This window comes from Halomonas sp. ISL-56 (assembly GCF_018612805.1).
Lineage (GTDB): Bacteria > Pseudomonadota > Gammaproteobacteria > Pseudomonadales > Halomonadaceae > Vreelandella.
Genome location: NZ_JAGGRO010000022.1, coordinates 122,871 through 146,133, shown reverse-complemented (window position 1 = coordinate 146,133; position 23,263 = coordinate 122,871). Strand labels below are relative to the sequence as shown.

Annotated in this window: 21 protein-coding genes; 14 read left to right on the top strand and 7 right to left on the bottom strand. The window is 57.2% G+C overall.

What is annotated here, in order from left to right; all coding sequences use genetic code 11:
• The 3 genes from J7J49_RS19165 to J7J49_RS19155 form a co-directional block, all read right to left on the bottom strand.
• Positions 1–267: PAAR domain-containing protein (locus tag J7J49_RS19165; protein ID WP_215094932.1), on the bottom strand; the 267-nt coding region annotated here is incomplete at its 3' end.
• 202 nt (positions 268–469) lie between these two features.
• A complete protein-coding gene (locus J7J49_RS19160; protein ID WP_215094930.1) occupies positions 470–1,405 on the bottom strand; it encodes a hydroxymethylglutaryl-CoA lyase in 936 nt (311 codons plus the stop codon).
• Between the two features lie 10 nt (positions 1,406–1,415).
• Positions 1,416–2,621 carry a CaiB/BaiF CoA transferase family protein gene (locus J7J49_RS19155; protein ID WP_215094928.1) on the bottom strand — a complete coding sequence of 402 codons (1,206 nt, stop codon included), beginning with the start codon at positions 2,619–2,621 and terminating at the stop codon, positions 1,416–1,418.
• A 148-nt stretch (positions 2,622–2,769) separates the two neighbouring features.
• Between J7J49_RS19155 and J7J49_RS19150 the strand changes: the two genes are divergently transcribed.
• The 5 genes from J7J49_RS19150 (at position 2,770) to hpaI (ending at position 7,539) form a co-directional block, all read left to right on the top strand.
• Positions 2,770–3,705, top strand: coding sequence for a LysR family transcriptional regulator (locus J7J49_RS19150; protein WP_215094926.1), 936 nt, complete (start codon positions 2,770–2,772; stop codon positions 3,703–3,705).
• Between the two features lie 101 nt (positions 3,706–3,806).
• Positions 3,807–4,787: a TRAP transporter substrate-binding protein gene (locus J7J49_RS19145; RefSeq protein WP_064235233.1), complete on the top strand. Its 981-nt coding sequence runs from the start codon at positions 3,807–3,809 to the stop codon at positions 4,785–4,787.
• A gap of 124 nt (positions 4,788–4,911) precedes the next feature.
• Positions 4,912–5,454 (top strand): TRAP transporter small permease, encoded by a 543-nt coding sequence (locus tag J7J49_RS19140; RefSeq protein ID WP_215094924.1) that lies wholly within the window; start codon positions 4,912–4,914, stop codon positions 5,452–5,454.
• Positions 5,451–6,746 carry a TRAP transporter large permease gene (locus J7J49_RS19135; RefSeq protein ID WP_215094922.1) on the top strand — a complete coding sequence of 432 codons (1,296 nt, stop codon included), beginning with the start codon at positions 5,451–5,453 and terminating at the stop codon, positions 6,744–6,746. The genes J7J49_RS19140 and J7J49_RS19135 overlap by 4 nt, the downstream gene beginning before the upstream one ends.
• Before the next feature lie 19 nt (positions 6,747–6,765).
• Entirely contained in the window at positions 6,766–7,539 is a 774-nt protein-coding gene (gene hpaI / locus J7J49_RS19130; RefSeq protein ID WP_215094920.1) for a 4-hydroxy-2-oxoheptanedioate aldolase, read from the top strand.
• Positions 7,540–7,567: 28 nt separating this feature from the next.
• On the opposite strand, the gene J7J49_RS19125 is transcribed toward hpaI, so the two are convergent.
• From J7J49_RS19125 to J7J49_RS19115, 3 genes are read right to left on the bottom strand one after another with little or no spacing between them, the layout of a single operon-like run.
• The gene (locus J7J49_RS19125) at positions 7,568–8,992 is read right to left on the bottom strand and encodes an FAD-binding oxidoreductase (RefSeq protein ID WP_215094918.1); all 1,425 of its coding nucleotides are present in this window, start codon (positions 8,990–8,992) and stop codon (positions 7,568–7,570) included.
• Positions 8,992–10,293, bottom strand: coding sequence for an L-fuconate dehydratase (locus J7J49_RS19120; protein ID WP_215094916.1), 1,302 nt, complete (start codon positions 10,291–10,293; stop codon positions 8,992–8,994). The genes J7J49_RS19125 and J7J49_RS19120 overlap by 1 nt, the downstream gene beginning before the upstream one ends.
• 52 nt (positions 10,294–10,345) lie before the next feature.
• Positions 10,346–11,497 (bottom strand): fumarylacetoacetate hydrolase family protein, encoded by a 1,152-nt coding sequence (locus J7J49_RS19115; protein WP_215094914.1) that lies wholly within the window; start codon positions 11,495–11,497, stop codon positions 10,346–10,348.
• Between the two features lie 259 nt (positions 11,498–11,756).
• Here J7J49_RS19115 and J7J49_RS19110 point away from each other — a divergent pair, with 259 nt between their 5' ends.
• From J7J49_RS19110 to nanR, 8 genes are all read left to right on the top strand, one after another.
• Positions 11,757–12,521, top strand: coding sequence for an SDR family NAD(P)-dependent oxidoreductase (locus J7J49_RS19110; RefSeq protein ID WP_215094912.1), 765 nt, complete (start codon positions 11,757–11,759; stop codon positions 12,519–12,521).
• Positions 12,518–13,537, top strand: coding sequence for a 4-hydroxythreonine-4-phosphate dehydrogenase PdxA (gene pdxA / locus J7J49_RS19105; RefSeq protein WP_251048405.1), 1,020 nt, complete (start codon positions 12,518–12,520; stop codon positions 13,535–13,537). Before J7J49_RS19110 ends, pdxA begins: the two co-directional genes overlap by 4 nt.
• Positions 13,534–14,730, top strand: coding sequence for a four-carbon acid sugar kinase family protein (locus J7J49_RS19100; protein ID WP_215094910.1), 1,197 nt, complete (start codon positions 13,534–13,536; stop codon positions 14,728–14,730). The genes pdxA and J7J49_RS19100 overlap by 4 nt, the downstream gene beginning before the upstream one ends.
• Positions 14,731–14,922: 192 nt before the next feature.
• Positions 14,923–15,924, top strand: a complete 1,002-nt coding sequence (locus tag J7J49_RS19095) for a sialic acid TRAP transporter substrate-binding protein SiaP (protein ID WP_215094908.1) — start codon at positions 14,923–14,925, stop codon at positions 15,922–15,924.
• Between the two features lie 56 nt (positions 15,925–15,980).
• On the top strand, positions 15,981–16,523 hold the full coding sequence (locus J7J49_RS19090) for a TRAP transporter small permease (RefSeq protein ID WP_064235222.1): 543 nt from the start codon (positions 15,981–15,983) through the stop codon (positions 16,521–16,523).
• 41 nt (positions 16,524–16,564) lie between these two features.
• Entirely contained in the window at positions 16,565–17,944 is a 1,380-nt protein-coding gene (locus tag J7J49_RS19085) for a TRAP transporter large permease (protein ID WP_251048404.1), read from the top strand.
• 113 nt (positions 17,945–18,057) lie between these two features.
• Complete coding sequence (locus J7J49_RS19080) at positions 18,058–19,146, top strand: Ldh family oxidoreductase (RefSeq protein ID WP_215094906.1); 1,089 nt, start codon at positions 18,058–18,060, stop codon at positions 19,144–19,146.
• A gap of 126 nt (positions 19,147–19,272) precedes the next feature.
• Positions 19,273–19,995, top strand: a complete 723-nt coding sequence (gene nanR, locus J7J49_RS19075; RefSeq protein ID WP_064235219.1) for a transcriptional regulator NanR — start codon at positions 19,273–19,275, stop codon at positions 19,993–19,995.
• Between the two features lie 54 nt (positions 19,996–20,049).
• On the opposite strand, the gene J7J49_RS19070 is transcribed toward nanR, so the two are convergent.
• On the bottom strand, positions 20,050–21,126 hold the full coding sequence (locus J7J49_RS19070; protein ID WP_215094904.1) for a TRAP transporter substrate-binding protein: 1,077 nt from the start codon (positions 21,124–21,126) through the stop codon (positions 20,050–20,052).
• 329 nt (positions 21,127–21,455) lie between these two features.
• On the opposite strand from J7J49_RS19070, the gene J7J49_RS19065 reads away from it, so the two are divergent.
• Complete coding sequence (locus J7J49_RS19065) at positions 21,456–23,258, top strand: IlvD/Edd family dehydratase (protein WP_215094902.1); 1,803 nt, start codon at positions 21,456–21,458, stop codon at positions 23,256–23,258.
• Positions 23,259–23,263 lie beyond the last annotated feature (5 nt).

The following is a 23,263-nucleotide window of genomic DNA, read 5'->3' as shown; positions in this document are numbered from 1 at the left end:
GCCGCCCCTTGGCTGGCCGGTAATTGCTGTGGAGGCCGCAATAACGACCCCACCGCAGGAGGTCTTACTGCCGTGAATAGCTGCAGCGGCACCTTCAATGGGGTACCAGTCATGGCCGGTGACGATAGTGGCACCACAGGAGCTGCGGTCACCAACACGGGCGACGGGCAGGCCGTCAACAAAGGTGGTGGAGGCCGCACTAACGATGCGGTGAGGGCCTCCGTTACAGGGGCAGGCAACCTGGTCGCCCAGTTTTGCTTGTTCCATGGCGGTATAATCGTCCTAATTAAACCCATTGAAGGAAGCTGGCTTAACTGCTTGCCAGCTTCAATAGACTCAGTCCGTCTAAATTGGACTGATTGTCATTCAAAATATCAGGATGGGCTTGTGCAGTAAATATTGATGTTAATAAAACTGAGGCTGCGTAAATGCGAGTGATTGTGAAGAGACGGATATAAAGTTACATCGCTTACTGCGCTGGCATTGGGTAACGCCGGGACGATTTCCCGGCTTTGACTACCTGCCCCGGTACCTCGTGCCCGATAAGGTCGGGGAGGGTGGCGGCAATCTCAAGCAGGGCGTCCAAGTCGACGCCGGTATCCACGCCCATGGCGTCAAACATATGTACTAAGTCCTCGGTACACACATTGCCGCTCGCGCCGGGAGCGAAAGGGCAGCCGCCTAGCCCGCCTAGCGAAGCATCGAAGCGGGTAATGCCCGCCTGCCACGCCGCTAGTGCATTTGCCAAGCCCATCCCGCGGGTGTTGTGGAAGTGCAGCGTGAACGGCGTTTCAGGCCAGCGCTCAAGCACTGCCTCACACAGCTGTTTAACCTGGACGGGGTTGGCCATGCCAGTGGTGTCGCAGAGCGTGATGCCCTGAATGCCAAGGCCGATAAGTTGATCAACCAGTTCCAGCACGCGCGCCTCGGGGACGTCGCCTTCAAAGGGGCAACCAAAGGCCGTCGACAGAGAGGCGTTGATAAACACGCCGCTTCCCTGGGTTACTGCCAAGATCGCCGCGAACTGCTCAAGGGATTGCTCTGGCGTCATGCGCAGATTGGCCAGCCCATGGCTATTGCTGGCGGACATCACCAGGTTGATTTCATCCACCTGGCAGGCAAGCGCCCGTTCGGTGCCTTTTACGTTGGGCACTAGCACCGTGATATCGACGCCTTCCCGACGCTGAATGCCGGTCACCACGTCAGCGGCATCGCGCAGATTGGGGATCGCCTTGGGTGAGGTGAACGAGGTCGCCTCGATGCGGCGTAGGCCTGTGATGGAGAGTGCGTCTATCCAGCGAATTTTCTCTTCCGTAGGCACAAAGCGTGCCTCGATCTGCAGGCCGTCCCGCGGGGCGACTTCGTTGAGCTCGATCTTAGTGGGGCATGGGCCTGGCTGGTTCATGATGCGTTCCTTAAATAATGCCCGCTTGGCGGAGCTTGGCGCGGGTTTCGTGGTCAATGCCCAGCTCATCAAGCACTTCGTCGGTGTGCTGACCTAGCGTTGGGCCGCCGTCGCCGAGTCGCCCAGGGGTAGCGCTAAGCTTAGGCAGTACGCCGGGTACTTTGAGCGGTTTACCGTTGGGGCGAGTGAATGTTTGAATCATTTCCCTCGCCAGGTAGTGAGGGTCAAAGGCAATATCTTCAGCGGTATAGGGATAGCCTGCGGGTACGCGAGCGTCGTCGAGCGCTTGCAAGATAGCATCGCGCGGGCGCTCTTCCGTCCAGGCCTGAATGGCTGCATCAATCATCTCGGCTTGCTGGCTGCGCCCATCGTTATGGGCTAGTGCCGGGTCGTTGGCTAAATCTTCACGACCAATAACGCCCATTAAGCGCTTGAAGATGCTGTCGCCGTTACCGGCAATCAGCACGTAATCGCCGCCCTGACAGCGGTAGGCGTTGGAAGGGGTAATGCCGGGCAGGGCGCTGCCGCTGGGTTCGCGAACCTGGCCGCTGGCATCGAACTCTGGCAGCAGGCTCTCCATCATCGCAAACACCGATTCATACAGCGCGACGTCGATCTCTTGGCCCAGGCCGCTGCGGTTACGTTCCTGAAGCGCTAGTAGTGTGCCAATCACCGCGTAGAGCGCGGAAAGCGAGTCGCCAATGCTCACGCCCACCCGCACCGACGGCTCACCCGGCTGGCCGGTGAGGTAACGCAGCCCACCCATAGCTTCGCCAATCACCCCAAAACCGGGCTTGTCGCGGTAAGGCCCAGTTTGCCCGTAGCCGGAAATATGCACCATGATCAACCGTGGGTTAAGGCTGGAGAGCGCCTCCCAACCCAGCCCCCAGTTGTCTAAGGTGCCGGGACGGAAGTTTTCCACCACCACATCGGCCTCGGCAGCGAGTTGGCGCACCAGGTCTTGACCTTCTTCGCTGCGCAAATCCAGCGCCACCGAGCGCTTGTTACGGGTCTGGACGTGCCACCACAGCGAGGTGCCGTCTTCAATCATTCGCCATTTACGAAGTGGATCACCGGTGCCGGGCGGTTCGATTTTAATCACGTCGGCACCGAATTCGCCCAGTAACTTGGTGGCGAAAGGCCCCGCAATCAGTTGGCCCAGCTCTAGAACTTTTAAGCCCTGTAGCGGAAGCTGGCGTGCTTCGGAAGCATTCATTAAGGCGCTCTCTTATCATTGGTGTATCACTGTTTCCCAGCATGCGTGAGCTAACCTGGGGCGACAATTAGGCAATCGGTAACAAAGGGTTCGTCGGTGACGAAGGTGTGCGCTAGCATAAACAGGTTGCCTTCAAGGAGTCCGTTGTATGCGCCGCTTCGATTTTGTCACTCTTAAACTGTTTATCTCCGTGGCAGATGAGGGCCGTTTGACGGCGGCGGCCGAGCGCGAACACTTAGCGCTTGCCGCGGTGAGCAAACGTATAAGCGACCTGGAAGCGCTGGTGGGCACTACACTGCTTTATCGTCGCCCGCGAGGGGTGGAGCTGACGCCTGCAGGCCAGGCGTTTTTGCATCATGCCCGGCGTATTATGGATAATATTGAACGCCTTAACGCAGAGCTTAGCGAATATGGTGAGGGCGTGCGGGGCCATGTGCGCATTCACTCCAACACCTCGGCAATTATTGCCTTTCTACCCCAGGATCTCAGCGCTTTTTCGCGCCTTTACCCGGAGATTAAGATCGATCTCCAGGAGCGAGTGAGCAGTGAAATCATCACCGCGGTGCGCGATGGGCTGACCGATATCGGTATTTTTGCCGGGCATGTCGCGGCACCGGAGCTCCAGCAGCTCTCCTACCGGCATGATCGACTGGTATTGATGACGCCCATCGACCACCCCTTAGCCGGGCGTGAAAGCATCGCCTTTAACGAAGCACTGGCGTTTGATTTTATCGGCTTGCAACAGGATGCTTCGCTGCAATCGCTATTGAATGAACAAGCTAACTTAGCCGGTAAAGCGCTGCGTATGCGTATTCAGGTACGCAGCTTTGATGCCATTTGCCGGATGATTCACCACGGTATGGGCGTGGGCGTACTGCCGGAGCAAACCATCTACCGTGATCTGGGCGATTTACAGTTGAAAAGCATTCCGCTCAGCGACCCATGGGCCCAGCGGGAATTGGTGATTGGTATGCGCCGCTACGCCACACTTCCGGCCACTGCCCGGCATTTAGTCGACCACCTCACCCAGCATCATCAGAATGAAGACACACTCTATAGGCTAGAGGCGAGCCATCGTATTTGACGAAGCCAGCCTTCTTGAACGTCGATTTGAGACCCTTGGCGGCTTGTTTCAAGATCGAAGCAGCACCACACCCAATAACGACAACCGTAGAGAGTCCTCCCATGCGGAAACAACTACTTGCCACGCTGGCTACCCTAGGCATGCTAACGGCGGCGCCGTTCGTCTTGGCTAACCCAATCGAAATTCAAGTCAACAACACTATGAGCGAAGGCGGTTCGGAAAGCGCTGCGGTGGAGCGCTTTGCGGAGTATTTAGAAGAACAGGCGCCTGGCCGCTTCGAAGTGCGTCCTTTTTTAGCCGGTTCTCTGGGCGGTGAGAACGCCGTGCTGGAACTGCTCAACCTGGGCCAAACCCAGCTCTCCATTACCGGTGGCAACTGGCGCCAACAGTACGCGCCTGAATATGATGCCATTACGGTTCCCTTTGTGTTCACCACCTGGGATGAAGTGGACGCCTACATGGAGAGCCCGTCCGGCCAGGCGCTGGTTGAGAAAGCAGAAAACCAGGGCGGCCTGAAGTATTTTGGTTTGCAGCATCGCGGGCCTCGCCACATGACCGCTAACAAGGAAATACACTCGCCGGCTGATCTGGAGGGTTTCCGTCTGCGCCTGCCTTCGCTGCCGGTCTGGCTGGAAGTGTGGGGAGAGATCGGCGCCCAGGTAGTCAACGTGCCTGCGCCAGAGATTTATCTCGCCATGCAGACCGGCCAAGTCGACGGCCACGAGAACTCGCTCTCCTCACCCTATACCCGTCGCCTATGGGAAGTGCAGGACTACCTGATTATGACCAGCCACGTGCAGTTCCCGTGGAGCTGGGTGGCCAGTTCGCGATGGTGGGATGGCTTAGAAGAGGAAGATCAAGCGCTGATCGAAGAAGCCATTGAGGTGGCCCGTCAGTACGGGTCAGAGCGCGAGCGCGAACTTGACGAATTCTATCTGGAAGCCCTTCAGGAAGAAGGCATGACCGTTATTGAGCCGGATGTTGCTCCTTTCCGCGAAGCGGCGTTACCGGCGATTGATCGTGTAATGGCCGACATGGCCGAGGGTGTTCGTGAAGATGCGCTGGGTAACCAGAGCGAGTAACACCCCTTGGGCAGAAACCGCGGCGTGCCCCAGGGCAGTCGCGGTTTTTCATGACAAGTTAATTTTCAAGACAAGTAAGTTTTCATAACCGATAAAAAAAGACGTCAGGGTAAGGAGTTCTGCTGTGGAAGACGCGGTAGCGCCCAATAACGGGCCGGATCGAATTGCTTTCTATGCGCTGCGCGGCGTCACCCGCCTGTGCGATGGGATTGGCGTTGCGTTAATGGCGGCCATTCTGTTCCTGATCGTGGCGGCGGTTATTGCCCGCGACCTGTTGGGGCTGGGGATGCCCTGGACGGAAGAGGTGGCGTCCATGCTGGCAATTTACGCGATTGGCTTTGGCTCGTTGTCGGCGTGGGTACGCAGCGAGCACTTGGTGGTGGATCTGTTCAGCCACAAGCTGTCAGGGCTGGGTAAAAATATCCAGTATCGGCTCACTGCGCTGATTTCCTGCGGTTTTTTCCTGCTCGCTGCCTGGGGCTCGTGGATAATGTCGGATATGAGTGCCAACAATAAAACCGTCTCGTTAAGTATCAGTTTTAGCTATCTCTACTATGGTGTTTTCTTCAGTTTCGCGGGCATGGCACTGATTGCCCTGTGGCAAACCCTGCGCGGCCCGGTGGTGTGGTTGGAAACCTCCCATGAACAGGAGGCCTCGCAGCCATGACCGAACTACTGATTTTTGTCGGCGGCCTGTTAGTGCTAATGGCGATTGGCTTGCCGGTGGTCGTCGCTATTGGCGTCACCTCGTTTATCGCCTTGGTATTTACCGGGACTGGCGGCTTGCCTGTCGAGCTTTTGCCGCTACGTATGGTGCAAACGCTCAATAACTTTACCCTGTTGGCGATTCCGCTGTTTATTCTGGCCGCCAATATTATGAATATCGGCTCGACGACCACGCGGATTTTTGACTTTGCCACCGCCTTGGTGGGCTTTACCAAGGGCGGTCTTGGTCACGCTAACGTAGTGGCCAGCTCCATCTTTGCCACCATGTCGGGCACTGCGGTGGCCGATGCGGCGGGGCTGGGTAGCATTGAAATCAAGGCCATGAAAGAGCGTGGTTACGCGCTGGATTACTCTACCGGCATTACCGCTGCTTCCAGCGTTATCGGGCCGATTCTGCCGCCCAGCATCGCCTTGGTCGTTTACGGCTGGCTGGCCAATGTGAGTATTGGCGGGCTGTTTATGGCGGGGCTGCTGCCGGGTATTTTGATGGCGCTGCTGCTAATGGGTATGACCGTACTGCTGGCCACCACTGGCAGGGTGGTGATGCCCAAACCCACGCCCTTTGATGCCTGTGAAGTCGCCCGTACCGGTAAGCGCGCCATCCTGCCGTTGATGATGCCTGCGATTATTGTTGGCGGTATTTGGGGCGGCTTTTTCACGCCGACTGAAGCCGGTGCGATTGCCTCGCTCTACGCGGTCATTCTGGGTGGGCTGATCTATCGGGATTTGAACTGGCGAGATCTCTACAGCGCCTTCCGCCGCACCCTGATGTTCAGTGCGGTGATCCTGCTGATTATTGCGGTCTCCAGCTTTTACGGCTGGATTCTGGTGCGCATGGGCATTCCCCAAGCGTTGGCGGGCCAGGTGGCTAGCATCGATATGCCCATGTTTGCACTGCTGCTCTGCTTTGCGCTGTTCTTCCTGTTAATCGGCTGCTTTATGTCGGTGATCGAAAGCATCCTGATTTTCACCCCGATTGTGGTGCCTGCTGCGCTAAGTGCCGGATTAGACCCCGTTCACTTTGGCATCGTGATGGTGATCACGCTCTCGGTGGGGGTGATTACGCCGCCCTTTGGCACCGTGCTGTTTTTGATGGTAGGCATTACCCGGCTGCGCTACGGCCAGGTCGTGACGGCGATCATGCCGTTCCTGATGCCAATTATTGCTACCATTTTGTTGCTGATCGCCGTGCCGGGGCTGGCCACTTGGCTGCCAGACGTGATGGGTTATTAGTGGAGAAGGGAGCCGCTGGATGAAAATGCCGCAAAACACTTTTAAAAAGCAGCTGCTGGCGGGCCATCCGCAAACGGGGATTTGGCTTGGGTTGGCGAGTGCTTATTCGGCTGAGATCGCGGCGACCGCTGGCTTTGACTGGCTGCTGCTTGACGCCGAACATGCCCCCAATGACGTGTCTAGTCTGCTCACTCAGCTGCAGGCGTTGGCTCCCTATGCAAGTCACCCGGTAGTGCGGCCGCCCACCGGCGATGCGGTGATGATCAAACGCTACCTGGATATTGGTGTGCAGAACCTGCTAATACCGATGGTGGAAACCGCCGAACAAGCCGCCGAGCTGGTGGCGGCCACGCGCTACCCGCCCCGGGGCACCCGCGGGGTGGGACATGTGCTGGCGCGGGCCTCGCGCTGGGGGCAGGTAGACGATTACCTCTCCCGTGCCGATGACGAGATTTGCCTCATGCTGCAGGTGGAAAGCCCCCAGGCACTTGCCAATCTGGAGGTGATTGCGGCGGTAGAAGGTGTCGATGGGGTATTTATTGGCCCGGCGGATTTGTCGGCATCGATGGGGCACCTTGGCAACGCCAGCCACCCGGAAGTAACCGCGGCAATTAGCGATGCTATCACCAAAATTCGTGCCGCAGGCAAGGCGGCGGGTATCGTCACGGTGGATGAGCAGGCAGCCCGCGGCTATTTAGCAGCGGGCTGTACCTTCGTGGGTGTAGGGATTGATGCGCTGCTTTATGCTAATGCGTTGCGCGGGCTGGCAGAGCGTTTTAAAAACACGCTTTAACCAAAATAGTGACTAACCAAGCAGGGGATTACTCCCCAGCAGGCAAAATCCTTCCTGGATTCATCAGCCCTTTAGGGTCAAACAGTGCTTTAACGCCGCTGATCAATTCCCGCTCAAGTGGCGATAACCGCGCTAAGTAAGCCGCTTGCTTGGTGCGGCCAATACCGTGTTCAGCGCTGATGCTACCGTGAAAATCATCAAGCACCCCAAACAGCTGTTCCTCCAAGCCATGCAGATGGGCTTTCTTATCTGCGTTAGCCATTGCTGATGGCGGTAGAATATTGAAGTGCAGGTTGCCGTCGCCTACATGGCCGTAGGCAATGATTTCGCACTCGGGGGAGGCGGCCATCACAACCTCGCTGGCACGGGTGACGAAGTCGGGAATTGCTGAGATAGGCACCGAGATATCAGTACGCAGATGCTCGCCGCGCCGCCGCTGGCCTTCCAGCATACTTTCGCGGAACTGCCACAGCTGGGCGGATTGGGTGTCGCTGGAGGCCAGCGCGCCATCCAGCACCAGCTCGCGCTCCATGCCAGTTTCCAACAGTTGCTCCAGCATCGAACCTAGATCTACCGGCCCGGTGGCCGCGACTTCCATTAGCACATACCAGGGGTAAGCACTCTCCATCGGGTCGCGTAGCTCAGGCGTTGCTTCAATGGCCAGCTCAATACAGCGGCGGGGGATCAGCTCGAAAGCGGTCAACAGATCGCAGCAGTCGCGTCGCGCCAAACCGTACAGATCAATCACTGCCTGAACAGAGGGCAGGCCAAGCAGCGCGGTACGGTTTTGGGTTGGGCGCGGTGAAAGTTTGAGTACCGCGCCGGTCACAATGCCCAGAGTACCTTCACTGCCTAGTAACAGTTGCTGAAGGTCGTAGCCGCGGTTGTCCTTATGCAGCGCGTTCAGGCTCTCCCAGACTCGCCCGTCGGGAAGTACCACCTCAAGCCCCAGCACCAGCTCGCGCATCATGCCGTAGCGCAGCACGTTAAGCCCGCCTGCGTTGGTGGCGATATTGCCGCCAATCTGACAACTGCCTTGGGCACCTAGTGATAGCGGGAAGTCGCAGTCATGCTCAGCCGCCGCTAGCTTAACGTTCTCAAGAATGCAGCCCGCGTCTACCGTGATGGTGAAGTTAACCGGGTCTATGGCGCGCACGCTGTTTAAGCGCTCCAGACTGATCACCAGCTCCTGACCGTTGGCAGCAGGCAAGGCGCCTGCCACCAAACCGCTATGGCCACCTTGGGGCGTCATAACGACGCCCTTCTCATAGCAGCGCTTCACTACTTCGGCGACTTCCAAAGTATTGGCTGGGCGCGCCACGGCTAGCGGCATGCCCAGGGTATCGCCCGCCCAGTCGCTGACATAACGGGCCATGGCGTCCGGCTCACGCAGCAGACCCCGCTCGCCAAGCAGGCGGGTTAGGTCATCTAAAAAGGGTGTGGTGTCCGTCATTAACGCTCTTCCTGCCAGGCCGCCCCTTCCGGAAAGCGGTGCTGTGCTTGGGACTCTGCATACATGGCAACACTGTAACCCGGCGCTTCGGGTACTTGGTAGCGGCCCCGGTTGATGACCACCGGGTCGATAAAGTGCTCGTGGAGATGGTCCACGTACTCAAGCACGCGGCCCTCTAGGCTGCCGGACACCGCGATGTAGTCGAACAGTGAGATATGTTGGGTATATTCGCAAAGCCCAACGCCACCGCCGTGAGGGCAAATCGGTACGCCGAATTTAGCGGCCATTAACACTACTAGAATGACTTCGTTGAGCCCACCCAGGCGCGCCGCATCAAGCTGGCAGTAGTCGATGGCGTCGGCCTGGAAGAACTGCTTAAACATCACTTTGTTATGGCAGTGTTCGCCGGTGGCAACACCAATTGGCGCGACGCGATGGCGGATCTCGGCATGGCCGAGAATATCGTCAGGGCTGGTGGGCTCTTCGATCCACAGCGGGTCAAACTCGGCCAGGCGGCGCATTTTGGTGACCGTTTCGTCGACTTCCCACACCTGGTTGGCGTCCATCATTAGCACGTTGTCCCAGCCGATCTCCTCGCGCAGCAGCGCTGCGCGGCGGGCATCCTCTTCGGTATCACCGCCAATCTTCTGCTTAAAGTGGGTCCAGCCTTCCGCCAGCGCTTCCCGTGCCAAGCCGCGTACTTTATCGTCGCTGTAGCCCAGCCAGCCCGCCGAGGTGGTGTAGGCGGGGTAGCCATCGCCGCGCATTTCGGCTTCACGGGCCGCTTTTCCAGGGGCCTGGCGGCGCAGCAAGCAGATGGCTTCTTCGGGCGTTAGCGCATCGGTGACAAAGCGGAAGTCGAGACAGCGCACCAGCTGTTCGGGCGTCATATCCACCAGCAGTTTCCACACCGGCTTGCCCTCATTTTTCGCCCACATATCCCACACGGCGTTGACGATGGCGGCAGTGGCGAGATGAATCGCACCTTTATCGGGGCCAATCCAGCGTAGTTGGCTGTCGCCAGTGATCTCCCGCCAAAACGTACCCATGTTGTCGGTAATCGACGCAAGTGTTCGCCCTTCAATCAGCGGTGACAGTGACTGCAAGGCGGTCACCACGATCTCGTTGCCGCGGCCAATGGTGAAGGTTAACCCGTGCCCCTCGGGGCTGCCGTCATCGGTATGCAGGATGACGTAAGCGGCGGAGTAGTCCGGCGCGGCGTTCATGGCATCGGAGCCATCCAGCGAGCGTGAAGTGGGAAAGCGGATATCCTGAATCTCGACGCGGGTAATGGTTGTCATTGTGCTCTCCTTGGCGTTGAGGTGGGTGGTGTATTGATTGAAAGGAGCAGTATTAACGGCGTGCTAAGTGGCGCATCAGCTCGCGAATGCCGTAGGTCCAGGGCGGTAGTTGGTCGCTTCTGCCGACTTTGTTGACCAAGGCGCCTAAAGCCGGGGTGGCAATGGTGACTCGGTCATTCATATGATGCGTGAAGCCCTGACCTTTACCGTCGCGGTCTTGAATCGGCGAGAACATGGTGCCGAGAAACAGCATAAAGCCATCCGGGTATTGATGGTGAGCACCGATGGTTTGGCTGACCAGATCCAGCGGGTCGCGGCTGATTTCGCGCATATCGCTCTCACCCTGGAGCAGGAAGTCGTCGTCTTCGCCCTCAATGCGCAGCGATACCTGGCAGTTGCGCACGCTGTCGATATCAAAGTGGTCATCGAATAGACGAATGAAGGGGCCAATGGAGCAGGAGGCGTTGTTGTCTTTCGCCTTACCGAGCAGCAGCGCACTACGGCCCTCAACGTCTCGCAGATTGACGTCGTTGCCCAGAGTTGCGCCGCGCACCTGGCCGCGGCTGTCCACCGCCAGGACAATTTCCGGCTCGGGGTTATTCCATTGCGATGAAGGGTGCAGCCCCACCGGGGTGCCAAAACCCACCGAGGAGAGCGGCTGCGCTTTGGTAAACACTTCGGCATCGGGGCCGATGCCGACTTCCATATATTGCGACCAGCCTCCGCGGGCTTGAAGCGCTTTTTTAAGTGCCATCGCCTCTTCAGAGCCCGGCTTAATCTTGGAAAGGTCGCTGCCGATCAGCGCCTGTAAGTCGTCACGCAACTCGTCAGCACGGGTGGGATCGCCGCCCGCCTGCTCTTCAATCACTCGCTCCATCAGGCTGACCGCAAAAGTGACACCGCACGCTTTAACCGCCTGCACATCGCAAGGTGCGAGCAGGTAGGGTGCTTGCGCCGGCGATGCCTGGGAGTTCGCTAGTAGCGTCTCCAAACTGCCTAACGATTGACCTTTTGCACGCTTTACTACCTCCAGCAGGTCGTCGCGTTCAAGCAGGTCGGCCATGGTCGGGCCAAATTCGGTGATATCGATGACTTGACCATCTTGCACGGTCACCAGTGTCGGGCCATCCAGACATACGCGGCCAACCAGCAGCGCTTTGTCCAGGTCATTGGGAACGGCGTCGGTCACGGAAAGTGGGTTCATGCGTGCCTCCTGTAGTAATAGTGGAACAGTAATAATGGAACAGTCATAAATGCGTCTTTAAAAATGCTGTGCGACTGGCGGTTGGTGCGCCATCGCCTATCCTGTTATGGATGTCGTGTTGTATGACAGGTATGCCAGTTCATGCCCTACTCTAGCGCACCGCTCCATTTCGGGTCGATAGGTAAATCTGTCTAGATGAATACAATTTCGCTAAGCACGGCATTCAACAATAAAAGTAAAAAGCGTTAAGGAGAATTTCATGTTAGACGAGTGGAAGGGCAAGCGAGTATTAATCACGGGTGCCAGCCGAGGAATCGGCGCCGCGGTTGCTAAACAGTTTGGGGCGTTAGGGGCTCACGTGGCGGTGCACTATCACAGTAGTGAAGGGCCCGCCGAAGCGGTGGCCCAGGCTATTCGCGATGCCGGTGGAGATGCCTTTACCCTTAAAGCGGATGTTAGCCACAGCAGTGAAACCCAAAAACTCGTCGACGAGGCCGCCGAGCGTCTGGGCGGTTTAGACCTACTGATTAACAACGCTGGCGATATGCTGGGCCGTGTTGGCTTGGAAGAGATGGACGATGACCAGTATGAACGAGTCATGGATCTCAACGTGCGCTCGGTGCTGATGGCCAGCCGTGCGGCACTGCCACATTTTCGCCGCGCTGGGGGCGGGAATATTATTCATACCACCTCGATTGCCGCGCGCAACGGCGGTGGGAGTGGCGGGGGACTATATGCTTCAGCAAAAGGCTTTGTGAGTACCATTACGCGCAATATGGCCAAAGAGCTGGCCGGGGATAATATCCGCGTTAACGCTGTCGCTCCTGGCACCATCGCAACCGATTTTCATGAGCGCCACTCCAGCGAAGGGCATTTGTCCGCAGCCCGGGCCTCAATACCCATGGGGCGTTTGGGAACCGCGGAAGAGTGCGTGGGCGCCTATCTATTTTTGGGAACCGACACATTAAGCGGCTATGTCACAGGCCAGATTATTGAGGTCAACGGCGGGCAGCTAATGCCATGAAGACTACAGCGACCGATTATGCATCTAAGCAGCGTTATGAAATCGCTATCACCATGGGCGACCCTGCAGGGATCGGCCCGGAGATCATTTGTCGTGCGTTGAGCGCGATGTCCTCCGCCGAACGCGCCACGGCCATGGTGATCGGTGACCCGGTTATTTTTCGTCGTGCGGCAGCCAGCGTCGGGGTTGAACTCGACTTTGTGCCGCTGGAGCAGATAGAGAGCGGTCAGGACAGTGTGGCCGTTGGGGGGGTCGAGGTGCCTGAAGGAGCAGAGATTCCCGATGGCCAAATCAGTGCCGGTGCTGGCGATATGGCGTTTCGCTGTGTCCAGAAAGCGGTTGAGCTGGTGCAGGCGGGTCGAGTGCAGGTGATCGTGACAGCACCACTGAACAAGGCAGCGCTGCACGAAGCGGGGCACTTTTACGATGGCCACACTGGCATGTTGGCCTCGCTAACCGGTGCGCCTTCGTCATTTATGCTGCTGGCATCAGAGTCGCTCTCGACGCTGCATGTCTCCACTCATGTGTCGCTGCGGGACGCGATTGACCGTGTCACCCCCGAGCGCATCATCGCCACCGTCGAGGCGGGGCAGGCGCACTTGGTAGCGCTGGGCATGCGTGCTCCACGTATCGCCGTGGCCGGACTCAACCCCCACTGCGGCGAAGGGGGTATCTTCGGCGATGAAGACAGCCGCTGTATTGCCCCTGCGGTGGCGCGCTTGCGCGAGCGCGGCTTTGATGTGAGCGGGCCGATCTCCGCGGATACGGTGTTTTATCGTGCCTCTAAAGGCGAGTTCGACCTGGTCATTGCCCAGTATCACGACCAAGGGCATATCCCCGTCAAGCTGATCGCTTTTGATACCACGGTGAACGTCAGCCTAGGTTTGCCGCTTCAGCGCACCTCGGTAGATCACGGCACCGCCTTCGACATTGCTTGGCAGGGAAAAGCTGATGCCACCAATATGGGCTCGGCGATTGCCTATGCCCGGCGGCTAGCCAGTGGCGCTAAAGCATGAGCGGCTGCCGATTGGCGATCATTGCCGACGATCTATCCGGGGCGCTGGACACCGCGGCACCGTTTGCCGCTCGGGGTGCGGACTCTCGCGTGGTAATCAGCCTGGAGGCGTTAGCGGCGACGCTGGAAGCGTGGCAAGATCAATGGCCAGACGTTATCGCTGTGAACACCGAATCCCGTCACTTACCAGCTGAGCAAGCAGCGTTGCGGGTGAGTGAGGCGGTTCGATTATTAACGCGTGCTACCCCAGAACAGTGGTTTAAAAAGGTCGACTCGACCATGCGGGGGCAGGTGGTTGCAGAGTGTTCAGCAGTGAGAGAAGCGCTTGGAATTCCTTTGCTGCTGGCGCCTGCCGTTCCAGCGCAGGGGCGAACAGTACGCGATGCCCAGGTGTGGGTAGAGGGGATTCCTCTTGCCGACACGGCCTATCAGCAGGATGCGCGCTCGGCGCCGCTGGTTGGCCCGCTTGATCAAGCGTTTGCCGCCAGCGGCCTGCCGCTTCAGCGCTATCGGCCTGGACAAGAAACGCCTTTTCCCAGTGCGGACGGCATCGCTGATAGCGAGAGCGACGAAGACCTCTCAGTCCTTTACAGCCTAATAATGGCCGCTGACGACAAGCGGGCCCTGGCAGGCGCTGCAGGATTGGCAACGGCGCTAGCCCAATACTGTTTTGGGCCTACAAAAACGCATTTTAGCGCTCTGCATCAGGTTGTTTCGGTGCTATATGCTGTGGGGTCTAGAAGCCCTCGTGCAGGCGAACAGCTCGACCAACTGTGCAAACAGTGGCCCGATTTAGCCGTTATAAACGCGTGCCAAGAACCCGGTGATGCTTCCTATACAGCCCAAGCTCTTCACTCGTGTGTGGTAGTGCCAGGTTGCAAGGAGGGTGTTCTCACGGCGAGCGAGGTAGCCAAAGCGATGGCTGTCCAGGTAGCGAGTATTGCCTCAAAGCAGGACGCAGTTGATAGCCTGCTGTTTTTAACCGGCGGTGATGTCGCCATGGCCGTGCTCACTCAGTTGGGTGCGAGTTATATCTCCGTTGAGACGGAGTGGTCGCCGGGCGTGGCGTTGGGTTACATGGATGGAAATCTCGCTCGTAGAGTGATGACCAAGGCAGGCGGCTTTGGTGAACAGCAGCTGCTGGTACGCTTACACCGGCAACTCAGTCAGCGGCTGGCGTCACCACCGGTATGACTAAAATTGTTATCTGGATAGTTGCGCGATTGCAGGCGACCAACTAGGTTTGAAGCTGGTGGTATGATACGTATACAGCACTATGGTCAGTTACGTTGATTGTCGCCGATTAAATAATAACCAATAAATCACAATAAACAGCAGCACATCACAATAACCAACAACAAATCTAATGGTTGTGAGGAGTAGACGATGAGTCACAAAAGCCAGCAGCATCTCCGTATGTCCCGCCTGCTAACCGCCACGCTGATCGCCGCGGGCATTGGCTTTACCGGTGCCGTTCAAGCCGCTGAAAATCTCCGTTTTGCCCATGTTTATGAAACATCTGAACCGTTCCATAAATGGGCGCTATGGGCCGCCGATGAGATCGAAGAGCGTACCGAAGGGCGCTATACCATGCAGGTGCATCCCGCCTCTTCGTTAGGCAAAGAGGAAGATATTAACGAAGGGCTTGAACTCGGCACGGTGGACGTTATTTATACCGGCTCTCAGTTTGCTGGCCGAGCGTACGGCCCCATCGGCATTGCCGGCGCTGCCTATATGTTCCGAGACTTTGATCACTGGCAGGCATACGCCGATAGTGACCTGTTCCAAGAGATCGCTCAGGGGTACCAGGATCAAACCGGCAATGTGCCGCTGGCGCTCAACTATTACGGCGAGCGTCATGTGACCTCGAATATTCCCATCAATGAACCAGCGGATATGCAGGGCCTGAAAATACGGGTACCCAACGCCCCGATGTACATGATGATGCCCCGTGCCGTGGACGCTAACCCCACTCCCATCGCCTTTGACGAGGTCTATCTGGCGCTTCAGCAAGGCGTAGTGGACGCCCAGGAAAACCCGCTACCGACCATTCGTGCCAAGGCATTCCATGAGGTGCAGGACTACATCAACCTGACCGGCCACATTACCGATTCGTTAATCACTATTGTGGGTGGGCCACGCTGGAACCAACTTTCTGAAGAGGATCGTGAAATATTCCGCGAGGTTTTCCAAGAGGCTGCCGAGAACAACACTAAGGATATCCAGCAGGCTGAAGAGGAGCTGGTGGCCTGGTTTGAGGAGCAGGGCAATACCATTAACGAAGTGGATCGCGCCGCCTTTCGTGAAGCCGTAGTGCCCGCCCATAACGGCGATGCAGCCACCTGGGATGAGGAAACCTACGAACGTCTCCAGGCTATCGGCCAATAATCCAACCCTTTGATAACACTCCGCTCCTTTGAGCGGAGTGTTTGGAGTGTTGTGCCATGAATGACACACGAGAAGACGCCCCGCCTGCCGTCGATCCAAGGGTCGATTTTGAATCCGCCTTTGACGATACCCCGTTCAGGCTGAGTGATTACCGGATTGAAGATTTGGCGACTCTGATACTGTTCTGGGCGCTGATTTTAGTGGTATTTGCCCAGTTCTTTAGTCGCTATGTAATGGGTGACTCGATCGGCTGGACGGAAGAGATCGCCCGCTACCTGCTGATTGGGGTGGGGTTTATGGGCAGTGTCATGGCCGCCCGCAACGGTAGCCATATTATGGTGGAGTTCTTCTACCACTACATGCCTGCGTGGCAAGCGCTTTTGCTGGAACGTTTAGTAAACCTCATAAGCCTTACCTTCTATATAGCGATGGCATGGGTGACCTATCAACTGGCATCGCGTACTAGCAGTTTGATGGTGTCTATTGATCTGCCCAAAAGCATTATCTATTTCACGGTATGCGCGGCGTTTGTATTGATGGCGATGCGAACCGTTCAACGGCTCTATCTCAAGTATCAACACCGCAACGATGATGTTTAAAGAGTGCTTTTCACCCCGCCATTTTTATTAAGAGGCCTGCTATGTCTCGATTAACTGTGATGCGCTGGCAAACGCCGCTCGTGTCGCCGCTGTTGGCGGCCCTTGCGGTGCTTGGCTGCGTGATCTTGCCGCTGATGGGCTACCATCTCGCTTTTCTGTTTTTCGCGCTGTTTACCATGCTAGTCCTCGGCGTGCCCATCGCTATTAGTCTGGCGGGCTCCTGTTTAATGTTTGTGCTGATCACCGGACAAGTGCCCAATATTGTCGTGGCTCACCGTATGATTAATGGCATCGACAGCTTTCCGCTGCTGGCGATTCCCTTTTTTATCTTTGCCGGGAGTTTGATGAACAACGGCGGGATTACCGAGCGGATATTCAATTTCGCCAAGGCCTTAATGGGCTGGATGCGCGGCGGGCTAGGGCACGTTAACGTCGGGGCCAGCATCGTATTTTCCGGGATGTCCGGGGCGGCGGTGGCGGATGCCGGTGGCCTTGGCATGATCGAAGTCAAAGCCATGAAAGACGCCGGTTATGATGAGGAGTTCGCGGTGGGCATTACCGCTGCTTCCTCGACAATCGGGCCGATTATACCGCCGAGCCTGCCGATGGTGATTTACGGCGTGATGGCCTCTGCCTCGGTGGGCCAGCTGTTTGCTGCGGGATTGATTCCCGGGCTGCTGATGGGCGCCATGCTGATGCTGATGATCTTTGTTATCTCCCGTCGGCGGGGCTATCAGCGCGATGCGGTGTTCTCGATGCGGGTGCTCGGTCATACCTTTAAGCGGGCGTTCTTATCGCTACTAACCCCGGTCATTATCGTTGGCGGTATTATTAGCGGTGCCTTTACACCCACCGAGGCGGCAGTGGCTGCGGTGTTCTATGCGCTGCTACTGGGTGTGGTGGTTTATCGGACGCTAACCTGGCGCAAGCTGCTCAAAGTCAGCATGGATACCATTGAGACCACTGCGGTTATTCTGTTTATTGTGTCTTCCGCGTCGATTTTCGCCTGGATCCTCACCAGTAATCAGGTCACCCAGAACGTGATAGCCTTAATGGGCCCCTTTGCCGACAGCAAGCTCGCCGTGCTGATGATGGCGAACATTGTGCTGATTATCGTCGGCTGCTTTATGGAAACCATTGCCGCGATCACTATTTTAGTCCCGGTTCTGCTGCCCATGGCGGTTGCAGTGGGCGTAGACCCGGTTCATTTCGGGGTGATTATGGTGCTCAACCTGATGATTGGCTTGCTGACTCCGCCGGTGGGCATGGTGCTCTACGTGCTTTCCAGGGTGTCCAACGTCAGCTTTGAGCGCTGCATGCGCGGCACCATGCCGTTTCTTATCCCCTTGGTGATCTGCCTACTCTTGGTCACCTTTATTCCGGCAATCTCTATGTGGCTACCCACGCTGATTTATCGTTAAGCACTGTCTTTAAGCACTGTCTTTAAGCACTGTCTTTAAGGACTGTCTTTAAGAACTGTCTCGTTAAGAACTGTCGGTAACGGGTTAATATTAAGATCAGGAGTATGTGAGTCATGACTGATGCGTCGCCAGGTATGTCGCCAGAATTTCGCGTTGCCCGTGAAGACCTTAGCCGTTTTATGCAAGCCGCGCTTGCGGCTGCGGGCGCTGACAACGCATCTGCAGAGGCAGTAACCTGCGCTCTGGTGACGGCCTCGCGAATGGGCACCGACAGCCACGGCTTACGCCTGCTGCCCCACTATTTACAGGCGCTTAAAGGCGGGCGCATTAACGGTGCGCCTAACATGCAGTTTCACCAGCGTTTGGCCGCCACGGGGTTCTTGGATGCGGACGATGGGTTAGGGCACTTGGCGGGCTATACCGCGATGAAGCGCGCCATGGATATGGCGGAAAAGGTTGGAATGGGCGCTGTCGCGGTGGGTAACTCTTCGCACTTTGGGGCGGCGGGCTGTTATGCCTTAGCGGCGGCTGAGCGCGGTTATCTGGGAATGGCGCTCTGCAACTCAGACCCCTTCGTGCTATTGCATGAGGGCGCCAAGCCTTTTCACGGTACTAACCCTATCGCCTTTGCAGCGCCGGTGACGGGAGAGCTGCCGTATCTGCTGGATATGGCGACCAGCTCGGTGCCCTGGAACCGGGTACAGCAGTACGGCGCGATTGGCCGTGAGCTGCCGGATCAGGTCGCTGCCGATGCCACTGGAAAGGTAAGCCGCGACCCAAGCGAAATTGCCGCGCTGTTGCCATTAGGCGGCAATGGGTTTGGTTTTAAGGGCGCCGGGCTGGGCGGTATGGTGGAGATACTTAGTTCAGCCTTATCGGGTATGCAGCACGGCTTTAAACTTCTCCCCATGGGCGGGCCGGATATGTCGACCCCGCGTGGCGTTGGGCATTTTTTCCTGGCCATGAACCCCGTTGCGTTTGTAGATGAAGGCACTTTCGCACGCGGACTAGCCGAGTACTTGGCTGACCTGCGTACCCAGCCTGCCGCCGAGGGTGCAGAAGTGCTAGCCCCGGGCGATCGCGAATGGCGCTGCCGAGCGCAGCGTGATGCGCTTGGCATTCCTCTCGATTCTGCTAATCAATTGGCCTATGCCGAGATTGCTGAACAGTACCGAATAGCGCCGCTCATTCAACTCGATTGAAGGCTGGTTTAAGAACAGGTTTGAGGACAAGCTTGAATGACGGGTTTAAAAGACAGGTTTAAAAGACAGCGACGAGAAATGCAGTAAAATAGCGCAAAATTCCAGGTTAACCAGGGGTGACTGCCTATGAGCAGATACCGGATCGAGCGAAAAACGCTGTCCGAACAGGTCGCTGAGCAGCTCGAGGCGGAGATCCTTGAAGGGCGGCTAAGTGAAAATGATCAACTGCCTTCAGAGCGGGAGTTGATGGAGCAGTTTGGGGTTGGCAGGCCAGCGGTGCGCGAAGCGCTGTTCCATCTCCAGCAGCTTGGTTTAATTGCTATCAATAGTGGCACGCGCGCCAGGGTGATTCGGCCCACCGCAGAGGCGGTGATGGCCAGGCTTTCCGGGGTGACCCGGCAACTGCTTTCCAAGCCCGATGGCCAGCAATATTTTCAAGAAGCGCGGGCCATGTTTGAAATTTCATTGGCTCGCTATGCGGCGCGTAACGCCAGCGAAGAAGATTTGGCGCGGCTACGCGAGGCGTTGGCCGATAATCGAGATGCGATAGGCGATGAAGCACGCTTTAAGCGCTCTGATAACGACTTTCATGGTGTATTGGCCAGCATCGGCCGTAACCCGATCTTTGATGCTATCCATGTGGCGCTCTCTGAGTGGCTAGATGATCGCCGGGCGCTGGTGCTGCAGAAAAAAGACGAAGATAAAGCCGCCACTGCGGCCCATACCGAAATCATCGAAGCCATTGAGTCCCGCGATCCGGATAAGGCCGAGGCAGCTATGCGGCGCCACCTTGACCGTCACTACGGCACCTATATGCAGCTTAAAAAGCGTCTTTCGGATGCCCCATAGCGCAGGCGATCGAATAAATCCTGCCGCCGGATTCGTTCGGCGGCAGGAGTGACATTACTCAGTCATAGACGATTCAGCAATGCGTTGGAATTCCGCCACTAGATCTTCACCAATGCGCGGTGCCCACTCTTCGTAAACCGGCTGTACGGCTTCCTGGAAAGCGGCAATCTGCTCGTCATCAAGGCGGGTGATTTGCATACCGCGCTCTTCAAGCTGATCCCGCGCCCAGTCATCGTACTCGCTGGAAAGCTGGATTTCGTAATCGGCTGCCTGCAGCGCGGCTTCCTGAATTAGCTCCTGATACTCGGGGTCGAGGCGATCCCAGGTACGCTGAGAGATCATCTTGATGAAGGGGGTGTAGACGTGGCGGGTTTCGGAGCCATAGTCCTGCACTTCATGGAAGTTGGAAGTCAGGATGGTGCTCCAGGGGTTTTCCTGGCCATCGACAACGCCTTGTTCCATGGCGGAAAACAGCTCACCAAAGGCCATGGGAGTCGGGTTAGCGCCCAACGCTTGCCAAATAGCCAGGTGCACCGGGTTTTCCATGGTGCGAATTGAAAGGCCACGAACGTCAAGGCCTGCTACGTCCTCAGGTGAAGCGACTTCTCGGGCGCTATTGGAGAGCTGGCGGAAGCCGTTTTCAGAGAACGCCAGGGCTTTCAGGCCGGTACCATCGAAGGCGTCGAGCATCTCCTGCGCGGCATCACTTCGCATCGCCTTAATCGCTGCTTCCCGGGTGGGAAGCAAGAAGGGGAGGTCAAAGACCGCCAGCTCTTCAACATAGCCGGTGGCGGGGGAAGATGATGGGTAAGTCATATCCAGCGTACCGGTCTGCAGCATTTCCATCATCTGCACGTCGTCGCCAAGCTGACTGTTGGGGAAGATATTGACGCTGATGCGTCCTTCACTGCGCTGGTCAAGAATATCTGCGAAATACTGGCTGGAGATGTACTGAGGCGAGCTTTCCGCCAGGCCAAGCCCCATGCGCAGGGTGACGTTGCCGTGGTCACCCACGGTGGCGCCATCAATTTCGGGCGGGTCGGAAAGATCGGGCGTTTGCGCGTAAGCCATACCTGAGCTGAGTAGCGTGGCGCCGGTCAATAATAGGGTACGTTTCCAAAGATGGTGCATAGTCGTCACTCTCCTGGCGTGCTGCAGGCCGCTCCGCTAAGGGCGTCTTCTAAGCGAGCTGCAGCGTGGTTAATTGTTGTTGTGTGTCAGCGGTACTCACGTATAGCGATGTAAGCGCCGCAACCCTTAGGTGAATGTCTAACGTTTTTCCTATATGTTCAACATATACTTTTGTATGTATCGACGCCGAGAGGAAGAAAGCGTACCTTCATGGCGACTCTCCCCTATAGTTAAGGGAGCTTACTTAATCGATTATGTTGGTGGGGCGGTTGAGTGCCTAAAGCGCGACGACTGACTTTTTATATTTACTTTAGGCGTGGAGAGACACCATGGCCAATTTTCAACGTATAACGCCTGAACAATTGCGTTCACGCTACTGGTTCGATAACCCCGAGCACCCCGGTACTACGGCGCTGTGCATCGAGCGTTATCTGAATTACGGGATTACTCTGGATGAGCTGACCAGCGGTAAGCCGATTATTGGTATTTGTCAGTCAGGTTCTGACTTAACCCCGTGTAACCGTCATCACATTGACTTGGTCAAACGGGTAAAAGACGGTATTCGCGCGGCGGGCGGGGTGCCGTTCGAGTTCCCCATGCACCCTATTCACGAAAATGTGCGGCGGCCCACCGCTGCGCTGGATCGTAATCTTGCTTACTTAGGCATCGTGGAAGTGCTGCATGGCTACCCGTTAGACGGCGTGGTGCTGACCACCGGCTGCGATAAAACCACGCCCGCGGCGCTAATGGCGGCGGCAACGGTGAATATTCCAGCTATTGTGCTTTCTGGCGGGCCGATGCTCAACGGCTGGCGCGGTGCCGAGCGGGTAGGTTCAGGGACGATCATCTGGGAGCTTCGCAAGCGCCTTGCGGCAGGGGATATCGACTACGCGGAGTTTCTCTCACGCGCTAGCGACTCGGCCCCCTCGATTGGCCACTGCAACACCATGGGTACTGCCTCCACCATGAACTCCATGGCCGAAGTGTTGGGCATGAGCCTGCCGGGCTCGGCGGTCATACCCGCGCCCTATAAAGAGCGCGCGATGGTGGCCTACGACACCGGCACGCGGATTGTCGATATGGTCTGGGAAGATCTACGCCCGCTGGATATTCTGACCCGTGAAGCGTTTGAAAACGCCATCGTGGCGTGTTCGGCGTTGGGCGGTTCTTCAAACGCGCCGGTGCATATCAATGCCATCGCTCGTCATGCAGGTATTGAGGTAAATAATGATGATTGGCAACGCCTGGGCCATGAAATTCCGCTGCTGGCTAACGTGATGCCCGCCGGTGCCTTCCTGTGTGAAGAGTTTTACCGCGCTGGGGGCGTTCCGGCGATCCTCCATGAGCTACACAGCGCAGGTAAGCTGCATGGCGATGCGCTGACGGTGAATGGTCGCTCCATTGGCGATAACCTGCACGGCCGCGAAACCCAGGATGCCGATGTGATTTGTCGCTATAACGACCCACTAGTGGATCATGCAGGTTTCCTCAATCTCAAGGGTAATCTATTCGACTCGGCGCTGATGAAAACCAGCGTGATCTCCCGGGACTTCCGTGAACGCTTCCTGAATGATCCTAACGACCCCGAGGCCTTCGAGGGCAAGGTGGTGGTATTCGATGGCTCCGAAGATTATCACGCCCGTATTGATGACCCGGCGCTCAACATCGACGCGCGCACTATTCTGGTCATGCGCGGCGCGGGCCCCGTCGGCCACCCTGGCGGTGCCGAGGTCGTCAATATGCAGCCGCCGGAGGCGCTGATCAAGCAAGGCATCGAATCACTGCCGTGCCTGGGCGATGGTCGCCAGTCGGGCACTTCTGGCTCGCCGTCGATTCTCAACGCCTCCCCAGAAGCCGCTACCGGCGGTGGTCTGGCGCTACTTGAAAGCGGCGACCGGCTGCGGGTCGATCTCAAATGCGGCGAAGTACAATTGCTGATTGACGACAGTGAACTGGCAGCGCGCCGCGCGCGTCTGGAACAGCAGGGCGGCTACCGCTACCCCGGCCACCAGACGCCTTGGCAGGAGATTCAGCGCAGCATGGTCGAGCCGCTGGATCGCGGGATGACCCTGGAGCCTGCTACCAAATATCGCGATGTCGCTCGCCAGCATCCGCCCAGGGATAATCACTGAGGGGG

What these genes read in the sequence shown, in the direction of transcription:
- J7J49_RS19155 (WP_215094928.1), bottom strand. Translation starts at nt 2,621, where the DNA reads ATGAATGCTTCCGAAGCACGCCAGCTTCCGCTACAGGGCTTAAAAGTT.
- J7J49_RS19110 (WP_215094912.1), top strand. Translation starts at nt 11,757, where the DNA reads ATGTTAGACGAGTGGAAGGGCAAGCGAGTATTAATCACGGGTGCCAGC.
- J7J49_RS19120 (WP_215094916.1), bottom strand. Translation starts at nt 10,293, where the DNA reads ATGACAACCATTACCCGCGTCGAGATTCAGGATATCCGCTTTCCCACT.
- J7J49_RS19100 (WP_215094910.1), top strand. Translation starts at nt 13,534, where the DNA reads ATGAGCGGCTGCCGATTGGCGATCATTGCCGACGATCTATCCGGGGCG.
- nanR (WP_064235219.1), top strand. Translation starts at nt 19,273, where the DNA reads ATGAGCAGATACCGGATCGAGCGAAAAACGCTGTCCGAACAGGTCGCT.
- hpaI (WP_215094920.1), top strand. Translation starts at nt 6,766, where the DNA reads ATGAAAATGCCGCAAAACACTTTTAAAAAGCAGCTGCTGGCGGGCCAT.
- pdxA (WP_251048405.1), top strand. Translation starts at nt 12,518, where the DNA reads ATGAAGACTACAGCGACCGATTATGCATCTAAGCAGCGTTATGAAATC.
- J7J49_RS19145 (WP_064235233.1), top strand. Translation starts at nt 3,807, where the DNA reads ATGCGGAAACAACTACTTGCCACGCTGGCTACCCTAGGCATGCTAACG.
- J7J49_RS19160 (WP_215094930.1), bottom strand. Translation starts at nt 1,405, where the DNA reads ATGAACCAGCCAGGCCCATGCCCCACTAAGATCGAGCTCAACGAAGTC.
- J7J49_RS19090 (WP_064235222.1), top strand. Translation starts at nt 15,981, where the DNA reads ATGAATGACACACGAGAAGACGCCCCGCCTGCCGTCGATCCAAGGGTC.
- J7J49_RS19070 (WP_215094904.1), bottom strand. Translation starts at nt 21,126, where the DNA reads ATGCACCATCTTTGGAAACGTACCCTATTATTGACCGGCGCCACGCTA.
- J7J49_RS19135 (WP_215094922.1), top strand. Translation starts at nt 5,451, where the DNA reads ATGACCGAACTACTGATTTTTGTCGGCGGCCTGTTAGTGCTAATGGCG.
- J7J49_RS19125 (WP_215094918.1), bottom strand. Translation starts at nt 8,992, where the DNA reads ATGACGGACACCACACCCTTTTTAGATGACCTAACCCGCCTGCTTGGC.
- J7J49_RS19085 (WP_251048404.1), top strand. Translation starts at nt 16,565, where the DNA reads ATGTCTCGATTAACTGTGATGCGCTGGCAAACGCCGCTCGTGTCGCCG.
- J7J49_RS19065 (WP_215094902.1), top strand. Translation starts at nt 21,456, where the DNA reads ATGGCCAATTTTCAACGTATAACGCCTGAACAATTGCGTTCACGCTAC.
- J7J49_RS19080 (WP_215094906.1), top strand. Translation starts at nt 18,058, where the DNA reads ATGACTGATGCGTCGCCAGGTATGTCGCCAGAATTTCGCGTTGCCCGT.
- J7J49_RS19115 (WP_215094914.1), bottom strand. Translation starts at nt 11,497, where the DNA reads ATGAACCCACTTTCCGTGACCGACGCCGTTCCCAATGACCTGGACAAA.
- J7J49_RS19150 (WP_215094926.1), top strand. Translation starts at nt 2,770, where the DNA reads ATGCGCCGCTTCGATTTTGTCACTCTTAAACTGTTTATCTCCGTGGCA.
- J7J49_RS19095 (WP_215094908.1), top strand. Translation starts at nt 14,923, where the DNA reads ATGAGTCACAAAAGCCAGCAGCATCTCCGTATGTCCCGCCTGCTAACC.